This window comes from Thalassococcus profundi (assembly GCF_003344785.1).
In the GTDB taxonomy this organism is placed as follows: domain Bacteria; phylum Pseudomonadota; class Alphaproteobacteria; order Rhodobacterales; family Rhodobacteraceae; genus Puniceibacterium; species Puniceibacterium profundi.
Genome location: NZ_QPMK01000016.1, coordinates 95,026 through 109,658, shown reverse-complemented (window position 1 = coordinate 109,658; position 14,633 = coordinate 95,026). Strand labels below are relative to the sequence as shown.

At 66.2% G+C, this 14,633-nt stretch carries 24 protein-coding genes; all 24 read left to right on the top strand.

Annotation, left to right across the window (positions count from 1 at the left end; translation table 11 throughout):
• Positions 1 to 89: 89 nt before the first annotated feature.
• The 24 genes from DU478_RS17615 to DU478_RS17500 all read left to right on the top strand — a co-directional run bounded on the left by DU478_RS17615 (position 90) and on the right by DU478_RS17500 (position 14,602).
• On the top strand, positions 90 to 536 hold the full coding sequence (locus DU478_RS17615; protein WP_114512279.1) for a hypothetical protein: 447 nt from the start codon (positions 90 to 92) through the stop codon (positions 534 to 536).
• Positions 533 to 823 (top strand): hypothetical protein, encoded by a 291-nt coding sequence (locus DU478_RS17610; protein WP_114512278.1) that lies wholly within the window; start codon positions 533 to 535, stop codon positions 821 to 823. The genes DU478_RS17615 and DU478_RS17610 overlap by 4 nt, the downstream gene beginning before the upstream one ends.
• The gene (locus DU478_RS17605; RefSeq protein ID WP_114512277.1) at positions 820 to 1,059 is read left to right on the top strand and encodes a hypothetical protein; all 240 of its coding nucleotides are present in this window, start codon (positions 820 to 822) and stop codon (positions 1,057 to 1,059) included. The genes DU478_RS17610 and DU478_RS17605 overlap by 4 nt, the downstream gene beginning before the upstream one ends.
• Positions 1,052 to 1,897, top strand: a complete 846-nt coding sequence (locus DU478_RS17600) for a ParB/RepB/Spo0J family partition protein (protein ID WP_114512276.1) — start codon at positions 1,052 to 1,054, stop codon at positions 1,895 to 1,897. The genes DU478_RS17605 and DU478_RS17600 overlap by 8 nt, the downstream gene beginning before the upstream one ends.
• Positions 1,890 to 4,040, top strand: a complete 2,151-nt coding sequence (locus tag DU478_RS17595) for a transposase domain-containing protein (RefSeq protein ID WP_114512275.1) — start codon at positions 1,890 to 1,892, stop codon at positions 4,038 to 4,040. Before DU478_RS17600 ends, DU478_RS17595 begins: the two co-directional genes overlap by 8 nt.
• Before the next feature lie 56 nt (positions 4,041 to 4,096).
• On the top strand, positions 4,097 to 4,837 hold the full coding sequence (locus DU478_RS17590) for an AAA family ATPase (RefSeq protein ID WP_114512274.1): 741 nt from the start codon (positions 4,097 to 4,099) through the stop codon (positions 4,835 to 4,837).
• Positions 4,837 to 5,403 carry a helix-turn-helix domain-containing protein gene (locus DU478_RS17585; RefSeq protein WP_147276377.1) on the top strand — a complete coding sequence of 189 codons (567 nt, stop codon included), beginning with the start codon at positions 4,837 to 4,839 and terminating at the stop codon, positions 5,401 to 5,403. The genes DU478_RS17590 and DU478_RS17585 overlap by 1 nt, the downstream gene beginning before the upstream one ends.
• The gene (locus DU478_RS17580) at positions 5,400 to 5,780 is read left to right on the top strand and encodes a hypothetical protein (protein ID WP_114512272.1); all 381 of its coding nucleotides are present in this window, start codon (positions 5,400 to 5,402) and stop codon (positions 5,778 to 5,780) included. The genes DU478_RS17585 and DU478_RS17580 overlap by 4 nt, the downstream gene beginning before the upstream one ends.
• On the top strand, positions 5,773 to 6,006 hold the full coding sequence (locus DU478_RS17575; protein WP_147276376.1) for a hypothetical protein: 234 nt from the start codon (positions 5,773 to 5,775) through the stop codon (positions 6,004 to 6,006). The genes DU478_RS17580 and DU478_RS17575 overlap by 8 nt, the downstream gene beginning before the upstream one ends.
• On the top strand, positions 6,003 to 6,644 hold the full coding sequence (locus tag DU478_RS17570) for a DUF3164 family protein (RefSeq protein WP_114512270.1): 642 nt from the start codon (positions 6,003 to 6,005) through the stop codon (positions 6,642 to 6,644). Before DU478_RS17575 ends, DU478_RS17570 begins: the two co-directional genes overlap by 4 nt.
• A gap of 3 nt (positions 6,645 to 6,647) precedes the next feature.
• Entirely contained in the window at positions 6,648 to 7,100 is a 453-nt protein-coding gene (locus DU478_RS17565; protein ID WP_114512269.1) for a regulatory protein GemA, read from the top strand.
• A complete protein-coding gene (locus tag DU478_RS17560) occupies positions 7,097 to 7,360 on the top strand; it encodes a hypothetical protein (RefSeq protein ID WP_114512268.1) in 264 nt (87 codons plus the stop codon). The genes DU478_RS17565 and DU478_RS17560 overlap by 4 nt, the downstream gene beginning before the upstream one ends.
• A complete protein-coding gene (locus DU478_RS17555; protein ID WP_199488368.1) occupies positions 7,353 to 7,745 on the top strand; it encodes a helix-turn-helix domain-containing protein in 393 nt (130 codons plus the stop codon). Before DU478_RS17560 ends, DU478_RS17555 begins: the two co-directional genes overlap by 8 nt.
• 92 nt (positions 7,746 to 7,837) lie before the next feature.
• On the top strand, positions 7,838 to 8,743 hold the full coding sequence (locus tag DU478_RS17550) for a glycoside hydrolase family protein (RefSeq protein WP_158545807.1): 906 nt from the start codon (positions 7,838 to 7,840) through the stop codon (positions 8,741 to 8,743).
• A gap of 1 nt (position 8,744) precedes the next feature.
• A complete protein-coding gene (locus tag DU478_RS17545; protein WP_114512266.1) occupies positions 8,745 to 9,269 on the top strand; it encodes a hypothetical protein in 525 nt (174 codons plus the stop codon).
• Positions 9,266 to 9,565 carry a hypothetical protein gene (locus DU478_RS17540; RefSeq protein ID WP_114512265.1) on the top strand — a complete coding sequence of 100 codons (300 nt, stop codon included), beginning with the start codon at positions 9,266 to 9,268 and terminating at the stop codon, positions 9,563 to 9,565. The genes DU478_RS17545 and DU478_RS17540 overlap by 4 nt, the downstream gene beginning before the upstream one ends.
• Positions 9,562 to 9,903 carry a DUF2730 family protein gene (locus tag DU478_RS17535; RefSeq protein ID WP_114512264.1) on the top strand — a complete coding sequence of 114 codons (342 nt, stop codon included), beginning with the start codon at positions 9,562 to 9,564 and terminating at the stop codon, positions 9,901 to 9,903. The genes DU478_RS17540 and DU478_RS17535 overlap by 4 nt, the downstream gene beginning before the upstream one ends.
• A 3-nt stretch (positions 9,904 to 9,906) precedes the next feature.
• On the top strand, positions 9,907 to 10,203 hold the full coding sequence (locus DU478_RS17530) for a VpaChn25_0724 family phage protein (protein WP_114512263.1): 297 nt from the start codon (positions 9,907 to 9,909) through the stop codon (positions 10,201 to 10,203).
• Positions 10,204 to 10,206: 3 nt separating this feature from the next.
• Positions 10,207 to 10,770 (top strand): phage protein Gp27 family protein, encoded by a 564-nt coding sequence (locus DU478_RS17525; protein WP_114512262.1) that lies wholly within the window; start codon positions 10,207 to 10,209, stop codon positions 10,768 to 10,770.
• A gap of 2 nt (positions 10,771 to 10,772) precedes the next feature.
• Positions 10,773 to 10,976, top strand: a complete 204-nt coding sequence (locus DU478_RS17520) for a hypothetical protein (protein ID WP_147276375.1) — start codon at positions 10,773 to 10,775, stop codon at positions 10,974 to 10,976.
• Positions 10,973 to 11,266, top strand: a complete 294-nt coding sequence (locus tag DU478_RS17515) for a DUF6527 family protein (protein ID WP_114512260.1) — start codon at positions 10,973 to 10,975, stop codon at positions 11,264 to 11,266. The genes DU478_RS17520 and DU478_RS17515 overlap by 4 nt, the downstream gene beginning before the upstream one ends.
• A complete protein-coding gene (locus DU478_RS17510; protein WP_114512259.1) occupies positions 11,266 to 11,550 on the top strand; it encodes a hypothetical protein in 285 nt (94 codons plus the stop codon). The genes DU478_RS17515 and DU478_RS17510 overlap by 1 nt, the downstream gene beginning before the upstream one ends.
• The gene (locus DU478_RS17505) at positions 11,547 to 12,965 is read left to right on the top strand and encodes a terminase large subunit domain-containing protein (RefSeq protein WP_114512258.1); all 1,419 of its coding nucleotides are present in this window, start codon (positions 11,547 to 11,549) and stop codon (positions 12,963 to 12,965) included. The genes DU478_RS17510 and DU478_RS17505 overlap by 4 nt, the downstream gene beginning before the upstream one ends.
• Positions 12,965 to 14,602 (top strand): DUF935 domain-containing protein, encoded by a 1,638-nt coding sequence (locus DU478_RS17500; protein ID WP_114512257.1) that lies wholly within the window; start codon positions 12,965 to 12,967, stop codon positions 14,600 to 14,602. Before DU478_RS17505 ends, DU478_RS17500 begins: the two co-directional genes overlap by 1 nt.
• The last annotated feature ends 31 nt before the right edge of the window (positions 14,603 to 14,633 follow it).

Sequence of the window (14,633 nt, the reverse complement as noted above, 5' to 3'; positions counted from 1 at the left end):
TGGTTTAGCGACAATTGGCCTCCCGACCTGGAATGGCCTTCTGACATTCCCAGACCCGCCCCCGTCAAATCCACTCAGGAGGCTTCGTCATGCTGACGCGCGCCTCCCTCACCCGGCGCGCCGACGAGATCGCCGCGCCACTGACCGATCACGAGCGCATCGCGCTTGGCGTCACCCTGATCCACACGGCGCGCCATCCGTCCAGCTGGGCCGCGGTCAAACATGCCGCCCAGCTGGTCGGTCATTATGGCGAGGGGCTGATGATGGACGAATTGCGCGCCAACGAAGGCGCGCTGGATCTCACACCGACGGTCGCCACCACCACTCACGAGCAGAACGGCGATCGTTGTTCCGGCGGGTCCGACCGCGCCGGACAGACCAGGCCCCGCGTTTCCTCCTCCCTCCGCGGGGCCTGGCGCGTGTTTCAGCGCGCAGAGGGACGGTTTTCCGACAGCCTAGCGGGCGATGTCCTGGGCGGTGTGTGCGTCTTCGTCGCCGGGATCGGCCTGATCATTTTCGCGGGAGCTCTGCAATGACCGGCACTCCGACATACGAGGTCCGCCGGGTCGGCCAGAGCTATGCCGTCTTCAATGGCAACGGCCTGCGGGTCAGCGGATTTTACCACTCGGAAGACCGGGCGACGACGCGCCTGGAGAAGCTGGTCCAGAATGCCGCTGGGGACGTGCGCCCGTGCATCACCTGTCGGGTGAAGTTCAAGAGCCAGGGCGCACACAACCGCATGTGCGATCCCTGCCGGAAGCGGTCCATGGACCTGCCACCCGAGGCGCTGTTCCCGTCGTTTGCCCAGGGCGGCGCGCGATGAACAACGCCTCGATCAAATCCGCGCGGCTGGAGCGTGTCCGGAAAGTCCTTTCGGACGGAAAACCGCATTCGACCTGGGAGATCATGCGCCGTGGCAAGGTCGCGGCCGTCAGCGCCTGTGTCGCCGAACTGCGCTGCCTAGGCGCCCGGATCGATTGTCAGCTGCGGATAGAAGGGCCGGAGCGTCGGCGAATTTTCTACTACACGATGACGAAAGGTCCGCGCCAAGATGGGTGACATTCTGACGACCATCACCGATTTGCCTGTCACTGATATCGTCATGCGACACCGGCTGAGGCTAGTGTCGCGCGCAGGCGTCGACGCAATCAAAGCGTCAATCACCGAGCTCGGCGCGATGAAGGATCGCATTCACGTCCGCAAGATGCGCGATGGCACCTTTGTCTTGTTGGCAGGCGCGCATCGGCTGACCGCCGCCTTGGAGCTTGGCTGGGACAGTGTTCCGGTGGTCTGCTGGAAGTGCACCGATGACTTCGCCCAATTGATGGAGATCGACGACAACCTGGCTTGCGCCGAGTTGACCCCTCTCGACACAGCCGTGTTCTTGTCAGCTCGAAAGCGGATTTACGAGAAGCTACATCCGGAAACCAAGCGCGGCGTTGCGGGCGCGAAAGCCAGACACGGTGCAACGGACACGATGTCCGTTGCAAGTTTCTCGGCCTCAACAGCAGAAAAACTTGGCGTCAGCGACCGCCATGTGCGGCGCATGATCATGGCAGGCGCCGCACTGGGACCGGACGAGGTCGGCAAGCTGCGCGCCGCGCCAAGGCCAGTCGCGCTCAACGATCTGATGCAGATCGCCCAGATCACCAATTCGGCCGAGCGATACCATGTCGTCGACAGCCTGGCGGAGGGCAAGGTCAAGAACGCCGCGACGGCACGGAAGGTCTGGAAGGCGGAACATTCCGGTCTGCCCCGACCTGAAAAAGACCGTGTTGAGGAGGCATTTCTCAACCTCATGGACCGATGGGAGCGCGCGCCAGAGGCGGCGCAGCGCCGGTTCGTCGCTGAGCACCGGGACAGCCTTCTGGCCCTGATGGAGGACCTCGATGACTGAGGTTCGCGAGCCCGACCAGATTTGGTGGACGGCGCAAGAAATCGCCACGGCGAAACTTGCCGACCTGCCGACCACCAAGCGCGGCGTCCAGATGCAGGCGGAACGCTTCAATTGGCGCGGAATGCCGAACTGCGCACGCCGGCGGAAAGGCAAGGGCGGCGGCTGGGAATATCATTGGACGCTGTTCCCGACCCGTGCGCAACAGGCTCTGTTGGCCTCCGCAACGCCGGTGGCGCCTGCGCCCGAGCGCGAGGATGCCTGGCAGGACTTCGAGCAGCTGAGCGACCGCGCCCGCGCAGCAGCGCGAAAGCGGCTGGACGTGATCCAGAGGGTCGAAGCCTTGTTGATGGGCGGGATGATCAAGAACACGGCCGTCAATCAGATGGCCCGGACGCACGGCGTGTCGGCGAAAACGATCTGGAACTGGTTTTCCCTGATCGACGGGGTGCGCATCGAGGATCGCCTGGTCTATTTGGCTCCGCGTCACGGGACGTCCGAGCGCAAATCGAAGGAAGCGGATTACAGCGACGCATTCCGCGACTACATCTTCTCCGACTACCTGCGCCCCGAAGGTCCAAGCTTTGCCGCCGTCTACCGCCGCGCGGTGCGGATCGCCAAGACCGAGGGCTGGAAAATCGCGCCCGAACGGCGGATGCGGCGCCACCTCGAGGCCGAGTTCTCGCAGCTGACCATCACGCTCTGCCGAAAGGGCGTGGACGCTCTGAAACGGCTCTACCCGGCGCAAACCCGGGACCGCCTCAGCCTGCATGCCATGGAGGCGGTGAACGCCGATTACCATCGGTTCGACGTCTTCGTGCGCTGGCCGGCCCTGCCCGGGTCCAACTCTGGCGAAGGGGAGATCGTGCGCCCGCAGCTGGTGGCGTTCCAGGACATCTATTCGGGCCGCATCCTCAGCTGGCGGATCGACCGGACGCCCAACAAGGTCGGGGTCAGCCTGGCCCTCGGGGACATGATCGAGCGCTTCGGCATTCCCGAGCATATCGTCCTGGATAACGGCCGGGAGTTCGCCAACAAGTTCCTGACCGGCGGGACGCCCACGCGGTTCCGTTTCAAGGTGAAGGAAGACGACATCCCCGGCATCCTGACGACGCTGGGCGTCAAGGTGCATTGGGCCACGCCCTACAGCGGCCAGTCGAAGCCGATCGAGCGCGCCTTCCGCGACTTCTGCGACGACATCTCCAAAGATCCGCGCTTTGCCGGCGCCTATACCGGCAACCGACCCGATGCCAAGCCCGAGAACTACCAGTCCGCTGCGATCCCTCTGGAGCGCTTCATCGAGGTCATCGCCGAAGGCATTGAGGAACACAACGCCCGCGCCGGGCGTCGCGGGCAGACCACCATGGGTCGCAGCATCCTCGAGACATTCGAGCAGAGCTATGTCCAGGCGCCGATCCGCAAGGCCACCGAGCAGCAGCGCCGCCTGTGGCTGATGGGTGCGGAAGGCCTGCGCCCCGACGCCCGCACCGCCCAGGTCCGGTTCATGGGCAACGACTATTTCAGCGAGTGGATGCACGACATCGCCGGCCAGAAAGTGGTGGCACGGTTCGATCCGGCGGACCTGCGCGCGGGCCTGCATCTCTATTCTCTGGGCGGCAAGTACCTGGGCCATGCCGAGTGCCGCGTCGCCGCCGGGTTCTTCGACGTCGAAGAGGCCCGCAACCATGCCAAGGCGCGCCGCGACTGGATCAAGGCCGAGAAGATCGCTGCCGACAAGGCGCGCCGCTTCAATGCCGCGGAGCTGGGCACTTTCCTGGACGGCGCGGCGGCCGAGAACCCGCCCGAGGCGCCAGACGTCGCCGCCAAGGTGGTCAAGCTGGCAACGCCCCTGCCCCGCGCGCCCCGGCCGCAACCCAGCGCGGCAGAGCTGAGCCCCGATGAGCGCGCCGAGCGCGCGGCCTTCGTGGCCGACTTCGGCGCAGCCAAGGCCGCGGCCGATGCCCGCGCCCCGAAAGACGACGCCCGCGCAAGGTTCGCGCAGGCAATGGAGATGGAAGCGCGCCTGGCGGACGGAGAGCCGCTGAAGCGTGACCAGGAGCGGTGGCTGGAAGGCTATCGCCAGACCCCGGAATACGCCGCCCACAAGGCCGTCATGGACGATCTGGGCAAGGGGTTTTCGGGGTGAGGTTGGCGCGGCGGGTGGCCCCCCGACCGCGCCGTTGACAGAGCAACGAGGAAAAGATGACACAGAGCAGTCCGGTGAACAACACCCTAGCCCCACTCAGGAACGTGCTGGCCTTCAAGACGATGGTGCAGCGCCTCGACGACCGCACCGCCGGATTGCCTGGCATGGGCTGTTTCTACGGCCCGTCCGGTTTCGGCAAGACCATGGCGAGCATTTACTGCGCCAACGCCCACGGCGCCTGCCTCGTCCAGGTCAAGAGCGTCTGGACCCAGCGCGCACTCTGCGAGGCGATCCTTGCCGAGCTCGGCGTAAAGCCCGAGCGCCTGGTCTGGCGCATGGTCGCGCAGATCGGCGACGCGCTGGCCCAGGCCAATGTGCCGCTGATCATCGATGAGGCCGATTTCCTGGTCCAGAAGAAGATGATCGAGATCGTGCGGGACATCTACGAGGGCAGCTTTGTCCCGGTGATCCTGATCGGCGAAGAGGCCCTGCCGTCGAAGCTGCGGCAATGGGAGCGGATCAACAGCCGCATGCTCGAGCGGGTGCAGGCGGAGCCGATCGACGAAGAGGATTTCGGCCACCTGGTCAAGATCCGCTGCCCCGGCCTGACGCTCGACGCGCGGCTCGGCGCTGCGATCCGCACCGCCAGCGCCGGGTCCGCCCGGCTGATCGTCAACAACCTCGACACGGTGCGTCTGCGCGCCCGAACGCTGGGCATCCAGCAGGTGTCGCTCAAGGACATGGGCAGTGTGACCCTGCACGACGGCAAGGCGCCGCAGATGCGGAGGTTCGGATGATGGCACGACACACCCGGAAACTCGCCCTGCGTGATCACGTCTGGTCGGTTGCCAAGGCGCACCGGCAATTCACGGCCCGCGAACTGGCGGGCGCCACGAACCGCAGCGACGAATACATTCTTAAGGCTCTCAAGGACTGGACCGAGTTCGGCTATGTCGAGCGGATCGGACATCGTGGGCGCCGCGTCCTGTTCCAGGTCACCGGCAAGGCTGGCAACCCGGTCACCCGCGACGACGACGGTGAGGTGATCCGCGAGACCACGGCCGAGGGCAACATGTGGCGGGCGATGCGCAAGGCTGGCGGCACGTTCAGCTATGTCGACATCGCCATGTGGTCGAACACCGCCGCCACGCCGGTCACCGAGGCCGATGCCCAGCGGTACTGCCAGGCGCTGGCTGCGGCGGGCTACCTGCGGGCCGACGTCAAGGCCAATGGGCGCGGTCAACTGGCGCTCTACCGGCTGATCCGCGACACCGGCGCCTTTGCGCCGCGGGAGCGCAGCGTCAAGGCAATCTGGGACGCCAACCTGGGCGATTTCACCCTGCTTTCGAGGGCGCGCGCATGACCCTTGAAACCCCCATTGAAAAGGCCCGCCGCTGCTGGGGCGAGGATCTGCCGGATTGGGTCGCCGGTCTGGCGCAGCACTGCATGGCCCGCAGCCAGAACCAGGTGGCCAAACAGATGGGCTATTCCGCCTCGCTGGTCAGTGCGGTGATCGCCGCGCGCTATCCCGGCGATCTGTCGCGGGTCGAGGACATCTATCGCGGCGTCTTCGAGGCCAAGACCGTCGACTGCCCGGTGCTCGGCACCCTCTCGACCGAGCGCTGCCGCCATTGGCGCGCGCGGTCGGGCCGGCTGATCCCCACAAATTCCCTCAACGTGAGCATGTTCCGCGCCTGCCGGGCCTGTCCGCTCAACGCAACAGGAGGTCAGGATGACTAGGAAACACGCCAATCCCATGACCGAGACGGAGATCCTCGCCCATTGCGGGCGGGCGATCGTCAAGATCGACACCCGCGGCCCGCGCGGGGTCGAAATGGTCACCCACGACGAAATCACCGCCATGGCGCTGCTGATCGATCTGACCGGCGCCGGGCATCTTTGCCGCCACACGGCCGAGGCCGTGGACCGGCTCAACACCACCGAGCAGAAGGAAATCACGTCATGACTGACATGACCCCGACGGATGGCCGCAAGGTCATCGACGGCCAGGAATATATCGGCGACGGCAAGGGCGGCTGGCAGCCCGTCGACCTGGTCAAGCCGCAGCACCTGCTCGAAGACGAGACGGTGCGCAAGATCATCGGCCATGCTGTTGACCTTTCGGCGCAGGTGTCCCGGTTCAAGGACCACACCTTCGACGACATCGGCAGTTTCGAGGCGCTGCTGGCGCAGGAGTACGATGCGACCATCGGCGGCAAGAAGGGGAACAAGACCCTCATGAGCGTGGACGGGCTGCTCAAGGTTACCGTCCAGGTCGCCGATCATATCGACTTCGGCCCGGAGCTGCAGATCGCCAAGGACCTGGTCGATGAGTGCCTGACCGAATGGGCGTCGGACGCGCGCGCCGAGATCCGCACGATCGTCACCCGCGCCTTCAACACCGACAAGGCCGGCCAGATCAACCGCGCCGAGATCTTCATGCTGCTGCGTCTCGACATTGACGATCCGCGCTGGGTGAAGGCGATGCAGGCGATCCGCGATGCCATGCGGGTGATCGGCTCGAAGGTCTATGTGCGCTGCCACCGCCGCGACACCTTCGATGCGCCCTGGCAAGCGATCACCATCGACCTCGCGAAGGCATAGGCAATGACCCGCGAGATCCAGAAGCTGATCCACGTCGGGTGCCGCGAATTGGGCATCGACAGCGATGCCCGGCGCGATCTGCAGCTGGTCACCACCGGCCAGGAAAGCATGGCGAACATGACCGAGGATCAGCTGAAGGCGGTCCTCGAGGCGTTGAAGGCCAAGGGCTTCAAGGTTCGGCCCGGCAAGACCCGGCACAAGCGCGCGCCGCGGGCCGATCTTCGGATGATCCACGTCCTCTGGCGAAAGCTGGGCGATGCGGGCGCACTGCGCGACCCGAGCCGCCGCGGCCTCAACGCTTTCATCCGCAGCCGGTTCGAACGCAGCTGGGGATCCGTCCCGGCCGACGTCGACATGATGCGCGACTGGACCCAGATCGACGCGGTGATCCAAGCACTGCGCGCCTGGGGCGACCGGGCCGAGATCGACTTCGACTGGTCGGAGCATGCCCGATGAAAAAGCCGCTGCACCCCGTGACCGATCATGCCGTCCTGCGGTTCCTCGAACGGGTGCGCGGCGAGGATATTGAGGCCGTGCGATCGGAGATCGGCCGCACGGTGGCGCTCGGCCTGGAACACGGCGCCAGCGCCGTCGTGTCGGGCGGCTTCATCTACGAGCTCAGCCGCTCGGGCCGGGTCATTACCGTGAAGCTGGCCAATCAGGCACCCCAACACATCGGCTCCTACAAGCGCCGCCGCGAGATCGACGATGGCTGATTATCCCCGCGCCCCGGCCCATGTCCAGGTCTTCATCGACGCGCTGGGGCCTGAGCTTACCGTGAAATTCCTGCTCGAGTTCGGTGGCGCGCGCCTGTACCTCGCCAGCGATCCAGCCGGGCGCAGCGAAGTCGAAGCTCTGCTTGGCCGCAAGCGGCTCGAGGCGCTCTGCGCCCTGCGTCCCGGCGAGACGATCCGGGTGCCGACCGCCCGGCGCTGGCTGGCGCATGTGCTGGTCCGCGTTGAGGGCTTGTCGAAGAACCGAATTGCGCGCACTCTGCACGTCAGCAGCTCGGCGGTGTGGAAATACCTGCGCGAACCGTCCGACGGATCGTCCGGCGCAGTTGGCGCCCCCAAAGACACCCGACAGCTCAAGCTCTTCTGATCAACTTGTTGACAATGCCCGGCGCGCAGCGCTTTCGGCATTCTGCACCGGACTGGCGCCGCAATCGGCGCGCGACAACCTCCGGGGGCAGCATGAGAACATCCGACAAGGGCATCGCCTTTCTGGAACGCCACGAAGGCGTCGTCCTGAAAGCGTATCGCGATCCGGTGGGGATCTGGACCATCGGCGCCGGGCTGACCGCCGCCTCGGGCGTGGTGACGCCGCGATCGCAGATGAAGATCACCAAGGCCGAAGCCGGCCGCCTGCTGGGTCTCGCCCTGGGCCGGAACTACGAGCCCGCCGTCGCTCGAACGATGCCCGGCGCGAACCAACACGAATTCGACGGCGCGGTCAGCTTTCATTTCAACACTGGCGCCATCGCCAAGGCCAGCTGGGTCCGCGCCTGGGCCGAGCGCAACTGGAGCGAAGTCGAGCGGCGCATCAAGCTCTGGAAAAAAGGCGGCGGGCGCGTGTTGCCCGGTCTCGTGCGCCGCAGGCAGGAAGAGTTCAACCTTATCCGCCTGGGCGATTACGGCGCCGGCGTGGCCGGCCAGAGCCCGACCTCCGAGCGCGCGCGGTTCGTGGTTTCGGTGACGCCCGCCGAGATCCAGGCCATGCGCGTCGGCTTTGCCAAGCTCGGCTACAAGGTTGGCGAGGATCCCGGCGGCATCCGCAAGGCCGCGGTGATGCAGTTCCAGCGCGATCACGATCTGACCATCGACGGGCTGATCGGCCGGGCCACGCTCAGCACCCTTCAACGTATGCTCGATGCGCGGGCGAAGGCGGGCCAGGACGGCGCCGTCGGCGGCACCGCCGCTGCCGGCACGGCCGGGGCCGAAGCTTTCAACATCGCCGCCCTGCCCGACTGGCTGATCTGGGCCGGCCTCGGTCTGGCCGTGGTCTGGGTCGGGTATCGCGCCTGGCAGTACCGCGATGCCGTCGCCGCCAAGATCCAGACCGCCGCCCCTGCCACCGCCCGTTTCCTGAGGAGGTTCTGACATGAGCTCAGCCCTGATCGCCCTTGCCGCCGAGATCGGCGCGCCGCTGGTCCGAAAGGTGCTGACGCGGCAGATCGGCTCGGAGAGCGCCGAGATCGTGACCGACGTGTTGTCGGCCATCGCGGAACGCGCGGGCATTCCCGTTCGGGACCTGGACGACGCGGCGCGGACGCAGCCGGACGTGGTCCAGGAAGCCATTCGCCAGACCGAGGAGAACCTGCCCGAACGGCTGGCGCTCTATGCCCAGGCCCTCGAGTATCAGCGTGACCAGCTGATGTCCGAGCGGGGTGATCCCAACTGGATGCGGGCCTGGCGCCCCTTGGGCATGTACCTGGTTGGGTTCCTCTGGCTCTGGACCTTCGTGATCCTGCACGTCGCCAACGCGATCTGGAAAATCGCGCTGCCACCGCCGGACCTGTCTGTCCTGCTGCAGCTCACCGGCCTCTACATGGCGCTCTACATGGGCGGGCACACCGTCAAGGACGTGGCCAGCAAGTTCTTCAGCCGGAAAGGCGGTGCCGCATGATCCGGTTAGTGGCCATGCTTTTCTTGGTGCTCATGGCGGCGCCACTGATGGCCCAGGTGCCGTCGACCTGCGCCCCGCGCGACCACGTCGCCGGCCGCCTGTCCGAAAAATACCAGGAGCGCGTCCAGGCGATGGGCCTCGACGCACAAGGCAACCTCATGGAGCTCTGGGCATCCGAGGGCGGCACCTGGACCATCATCGTTTCACTGCCAAACGGCCTCTCCTGCCTTGTCGGCAGCGGCCAGGCGTTCGGGACGTTTGCACCTTCTCACGACGCCTTCGAGGAACCTGCATGACCTTCACGATTGCCCAAGCTTGGCTTCTTTTCCTTCAGGTCCTGCCGATCGCGGCAATGGTCTACACCTTCGTCGCCACGCGCCGGAAGGATTACGATCGCCGGTTCAAGGAAGGCTCGGACCGGATGGACCGCATGGACCAGCGGATCTCGAAGCTGGAACATTCGGTCGGCGGGCTGCCATCGCGCGAGGACATCCACTCGATCCAGATCAACATCGAACGGCTCGGCGGGACCATGTCCCGCATGGAGGCCGTGATGGAAGGCAACACCAAGATCATGTCCCGGCTCGAGCAGATCGTGTCCCGGCATGAGGATCACCTGCTGAAAGGGAACTGACCCGTGAGCTACGCCGAAGAGCTGCGCGAACACGCCCGCATCGCCATCCTGCGCATGCTGGCGGATGCGCCGAGCTACACCTCCAACGTGTCGATGATGACCGACCTGCTGCGCCGGTTCGGCATCGGCTACACCCGCGACCAGGTCGTGGGCGAGATCCGCTGGCTTGAGGAGCAAGGGCTGCTCAATGCCGAGGACCACCACGGGTTCGTCATCGCCACGGCAACCGTTCGCGGGGTCGAGGTTGCCCAGGGCATCGTGACCTATCCCGGCGTCCAGCGCCCCCGTCCGGGCAACTGAGCGATGCCGGCCCCTGCCAAGCTCGACCTGATCCCGCCGGAACTGCGCGACTGGCTGCGCGAGGAACTGGCGGCGCGCGGCTTCGCCGATATCGTCGACGTCACCGAGGCGCTGAATTTCCGGCTCCAGGAACAGGGGCTGGAGCTGACCGTCGGCAAGACGGCCGTCGGCAAGTTCTCGAAAGCCCTGAAGGATCAGCGCGAGGCCTTCAGCATCGCCGAGACGCTGCTGTCCGACATGGACATCGAAGCCGAAGGCGAGCTGCACAAGGTGCTGATGCAGATGATCGCCACCAGCGCCGTCCACATGATCCATGCCGTGCGCGAGGAAGACGGGCACCTCGAACCCAAGGACCTCATGTCACTCGGTCGGATGCTCAAGGATCTCATGTCGAGCTCCGGCATGCGGGAGAAACTGCTGGCGGATGAACGTGCGCGGATCACGCGGCAAGCGCAGGAGGCGGCGAAAGCCGAAGCGCTCGACCGCCTCGACGACGGCGTCGCCAGCGGCGCGATCGACGCCGCCGCCGCGCAGGCCGCCCGCGAAGTCATGGGGTTCGGATCATGATCATGAACCGCCGCCCTGGCGTCGTCGAAGACGCGATCCTGCTGGTCGGCGACTGGCGCTGGCGCAAAGGCCCGCGTTGGAAGGCGGCACTCGCCTGGCTCTTCGGCCGGCGCGAGGTCCTGGTCACGCACCTTGGCGATGTCGCGCATCTCAGCTGGTGGCGCGGCGAACCTTACCTGATCCACCTTTCGGAGGACGCAAGATGATCCGGGCCGTACATTTCAGCGACATCCGCGACTTCCGCGAAAAGCGCATGGCGGGATCGGTTCACTTCACCGCGCCGGGCGACCAGGGCGAAGGACACCTGTGGTTCTTCTGCCCGTGCGGCTGCGGGCTGCAGCAGCGGATCCTCGTCGGCAACGGGTTCAAGCCGGCCGCCATCGTCTCGTCCTGGTGCTGGGACGGAAAGTCCGACAGCGCCACGCTGACACCTTCGGTCAACATCGAGGGCCACTGGCATGGCTGGCTGCGCGGCGGATACTGGGAGAGCTGCTGATGGCGACCCCGGCCCAGATCGCGAACGACATGGCAGCGCAAGCCGCTTACTGGCATGGCCGCGACCGGCGTCTTGGCGTGGCTGTCGCTTGCAGTGACGCCGCGCGGCAGATCAGAGCGCATCTCGCCGGAGAGCGCGTTGACGGGCGCACCTGGGGCGGTCTGCATCGCCGGCTGCTCAATCTCGAAAACCATACTTTCTGCCGCAGCCACCACATTGACCAGAACCTCACACGCGCCCGGCTCGCTCTGGAAGAGCTGCGTCGCCAGGCGGACCGGAGATGACCGATCCCGTCATCACCTTCCTGCCCTACCAGAAGCGCTGGCTGCAGGACCAGGCGCGCTTCAAGATCGGGATGTTCACCCGGCGCGGCGGCAAGACCTTCGGCGCCTGCGGCGAGATCGCCGACGACTGCTTTCAGGCAGAGATCGCCGGGCGCAAGGCGCGCTGGACCATCCTGTCGCGGTCGGAGGCGACGGCAAAGGAAGCGATGGAGGATGCGCTCAAGCCCATCGTCCGGGGCTTCTGGGCCGCCTACAACCAGATCGCGCGAGGGGCCGCGCCGGAATTCGACGAGGGCGAGTTCTACAGCCCCGAGCTGGACGCCACCTACAAGACGCACGAGGTCCGGTTTCCGGGCGGATCGCGGATCACCGCGCTCAGCGCTTCACCCGATGCCGCGCGCGGTTTCGGCGGCAACCTGCTGCTGGACGAATTCGCCTTCCATCGCGACAGCCGCCGGATCTGGGGATCTGCCTTTCCGGTCGCGGCGCGGGGCGGGCACAAGATCCGCGTGATCTCGACCCCGAACGGCAAGGGCAACAAGTTCTACGAGCTGATGACCGCCGACGACAACGGCTGGTCCCGCCATCACGTCGACATTTACCAGGCCGTTGAACAGGGTTTGAACGTCGATATCGACGAGCTGCGCTCCGGCATGGCGGACGAGGATGCCTGGGCGCAGGAGTTCGAGCTGCAATGGCTCGACGCCGCCAGCAGCTGGCTGGATTACGATCTGATCGCCAGCGTAGAGAAGCCGATCGCCGGATACCCCGAGCATTACGGCGGCAAGGGCGTCTACGTCGGGGTGGACATCGCCGCGCGCAACGACCTCTTCGTGATCTGGGTGGTCGAGGATACCGGCGCCCAGCTGATCACCCGCGAGGTGATCGCCGAAAAGCGCATCGCCTTCGCCGAACAGGATCGGCTTCTGGACGAGGTTTTCGATCGATACAACGTACTGCGCGTGGCGATCGACCAGACCGGCATGGGCGAAAAGCCGGTGGAGGATGCGATCCGCCGATACGGATCCAGTCGTGTCGACGGGGTGCTCTTCACCAGCACGCGCAAGCTCGAGCTGGCCACCGTCCTCAAGGAAGCGATGCAGGACCGCACCGTGGCGATCCCCGCCGGCGACCCGGTTCTGCGTGCCGATCTGCATGCGATCCGGTCCCGCGTCGGACCCACCGGCATCCGTCGCCTCGTGGCCGATGGCGAGACCGATGGCCACGCCGACCGGTTCTGGGCGCTGGCGCTGGCCGTCGCCGCCGCCCAGGCCGCCCCGGTCGAATACGAGTATCGCGGCGTCACGCCGCCGCGGCAGGACGGCGGGTTCCGCGATGAGCCCGACGAAGACGACGGCATCAACCGGGACTGGTGGCGCGCGCCGCTGGGTGCCGGAATGAGAGGAGGCTTGTGATGGCCAGAACACCGCAACTGCTCGATGCCCGCGGCCAGCCGGTGCGCAAGGCGCAGCTCACGCAGGAGATCGCGGCGCCGACCTTCGGCGGCGTGCGCTCGCCGATCAGCGGGTCGCCGGCGGACGGGCTGGACCCGCGCCGCTTGGCTGGCATCCTGCGCGAGGCGGACATGGGCGATCCGATCCGGTACCTCGAGCTGGCCGAGATCATCGAAGAGCGCGACCCGCACTACGCCGGTGTCCTGGGCACCCGCAAACGATCGGTCAGCCAGATCGACATCACCATCGAAGACGCCAGCGAAGACAGCCACGACACGCGGATGGCCCAGACGGTCCGCGACTGGCTGACACGGGACGAACTGGCCGACGAGCTCTTCGACATCCTGGATGCCGTCGGCAAGGGCTTCAGCCATACCGAGATCATCTGGGACACCTCCGAAGGTCAATGGCGGCCGGAGCGGCTGGAATACCGCGATCCGCGCTGGTTCCGCTTTGCCAATCACGACCTCACCACGCCCCTGATGATCAGCGAGACCGGCCAGGAAGAGCCGTATCCGGCGTACAAGTTCATTTACGCCCGGATGCGCGCGAAGAGCGGACTGCCGCTGCGATCGGGTCTCGCGCGCCTTGCGGTCTGGAACTGGCTCTTCAAGGCGTACACCCAGCGCGACTGGGCGATCTTCACCCAGACCTACGGCCAGCCGATCCGGGTGGGCAAATACGGCCCCGGCGCAGACGAGAAGGACCGCAACACGCTGTTCCGGGCCGTGGCCAACATCGGCGGCGACTGCGCTGCGATCATCCCCGAGAGCATGATGATCGAATTCGTCGAGGCCAAGAGCATCGGCTCGTCGACCGATCACTACGAGCGCCGGTCGGACTGGCTCGACAAGCAGATCTCCAAGGCGGTGCTGGGACAGACCGCGACCACCGACGCGGAAACCGGCGGGCTGGGATCCGGCAAGGAACACCGCGAGGTCCAGGAGGTGATCGAGCGCGCCGACTGCAAGGCCCTGGCGGCGATCCTCAACCGCGACCTGATCCGGCCCTGGATCGATCTCGAGTTCGGGCCGCAGGCGAAATATCCCCGGCTGAAGATCGAACGGCCGGAGGAGGAAGACCTCAAGCACTTCGCCGAAGCAGTCGGCCCGCTGATCGACCGGGGCCTCCAGGTGTCGAAGCCCGCCGTCATGCGCAAGTTCGGCCTGCCCGAACCCAAGAAAGGGGAGGAAATCCTCACCCCGCTGGCCAAAACCGCGGCGCCAGGCGCACCTTCGGCGCCGGGTTCCGGCGCAATGCCCCCGGAGAGCGCCGTTGAATACCCATTGAATACCCATCTCGGTCTTTCGCGGGTCACCGCCCCACTTCAGAGATTGAGCGCCTCAGCGGGCCGCTCTGCGGTTCTTGCCGATGCCGAAGATCGCCTCGCGCGGGAGGCCGCACCCGAGATGGGCCAAATGCTGGGACAGATCGAGGCAATGCTCGAGGTGGCGGGATCGCTCGAGGAGTTCCGCGCAACCCTTCTCAGCGCCTACCCGACGCTCGACAGCGCCGGCCTCGCCGACGTGATGGCCCTCGCGCTGATGGGCGCTGAAGCCGGCGGCCGGGCGACGGTGGAGGATGAGGCCGATGTCTGAAACCGACGCAGCGCACGATCGTGCGTTTCAG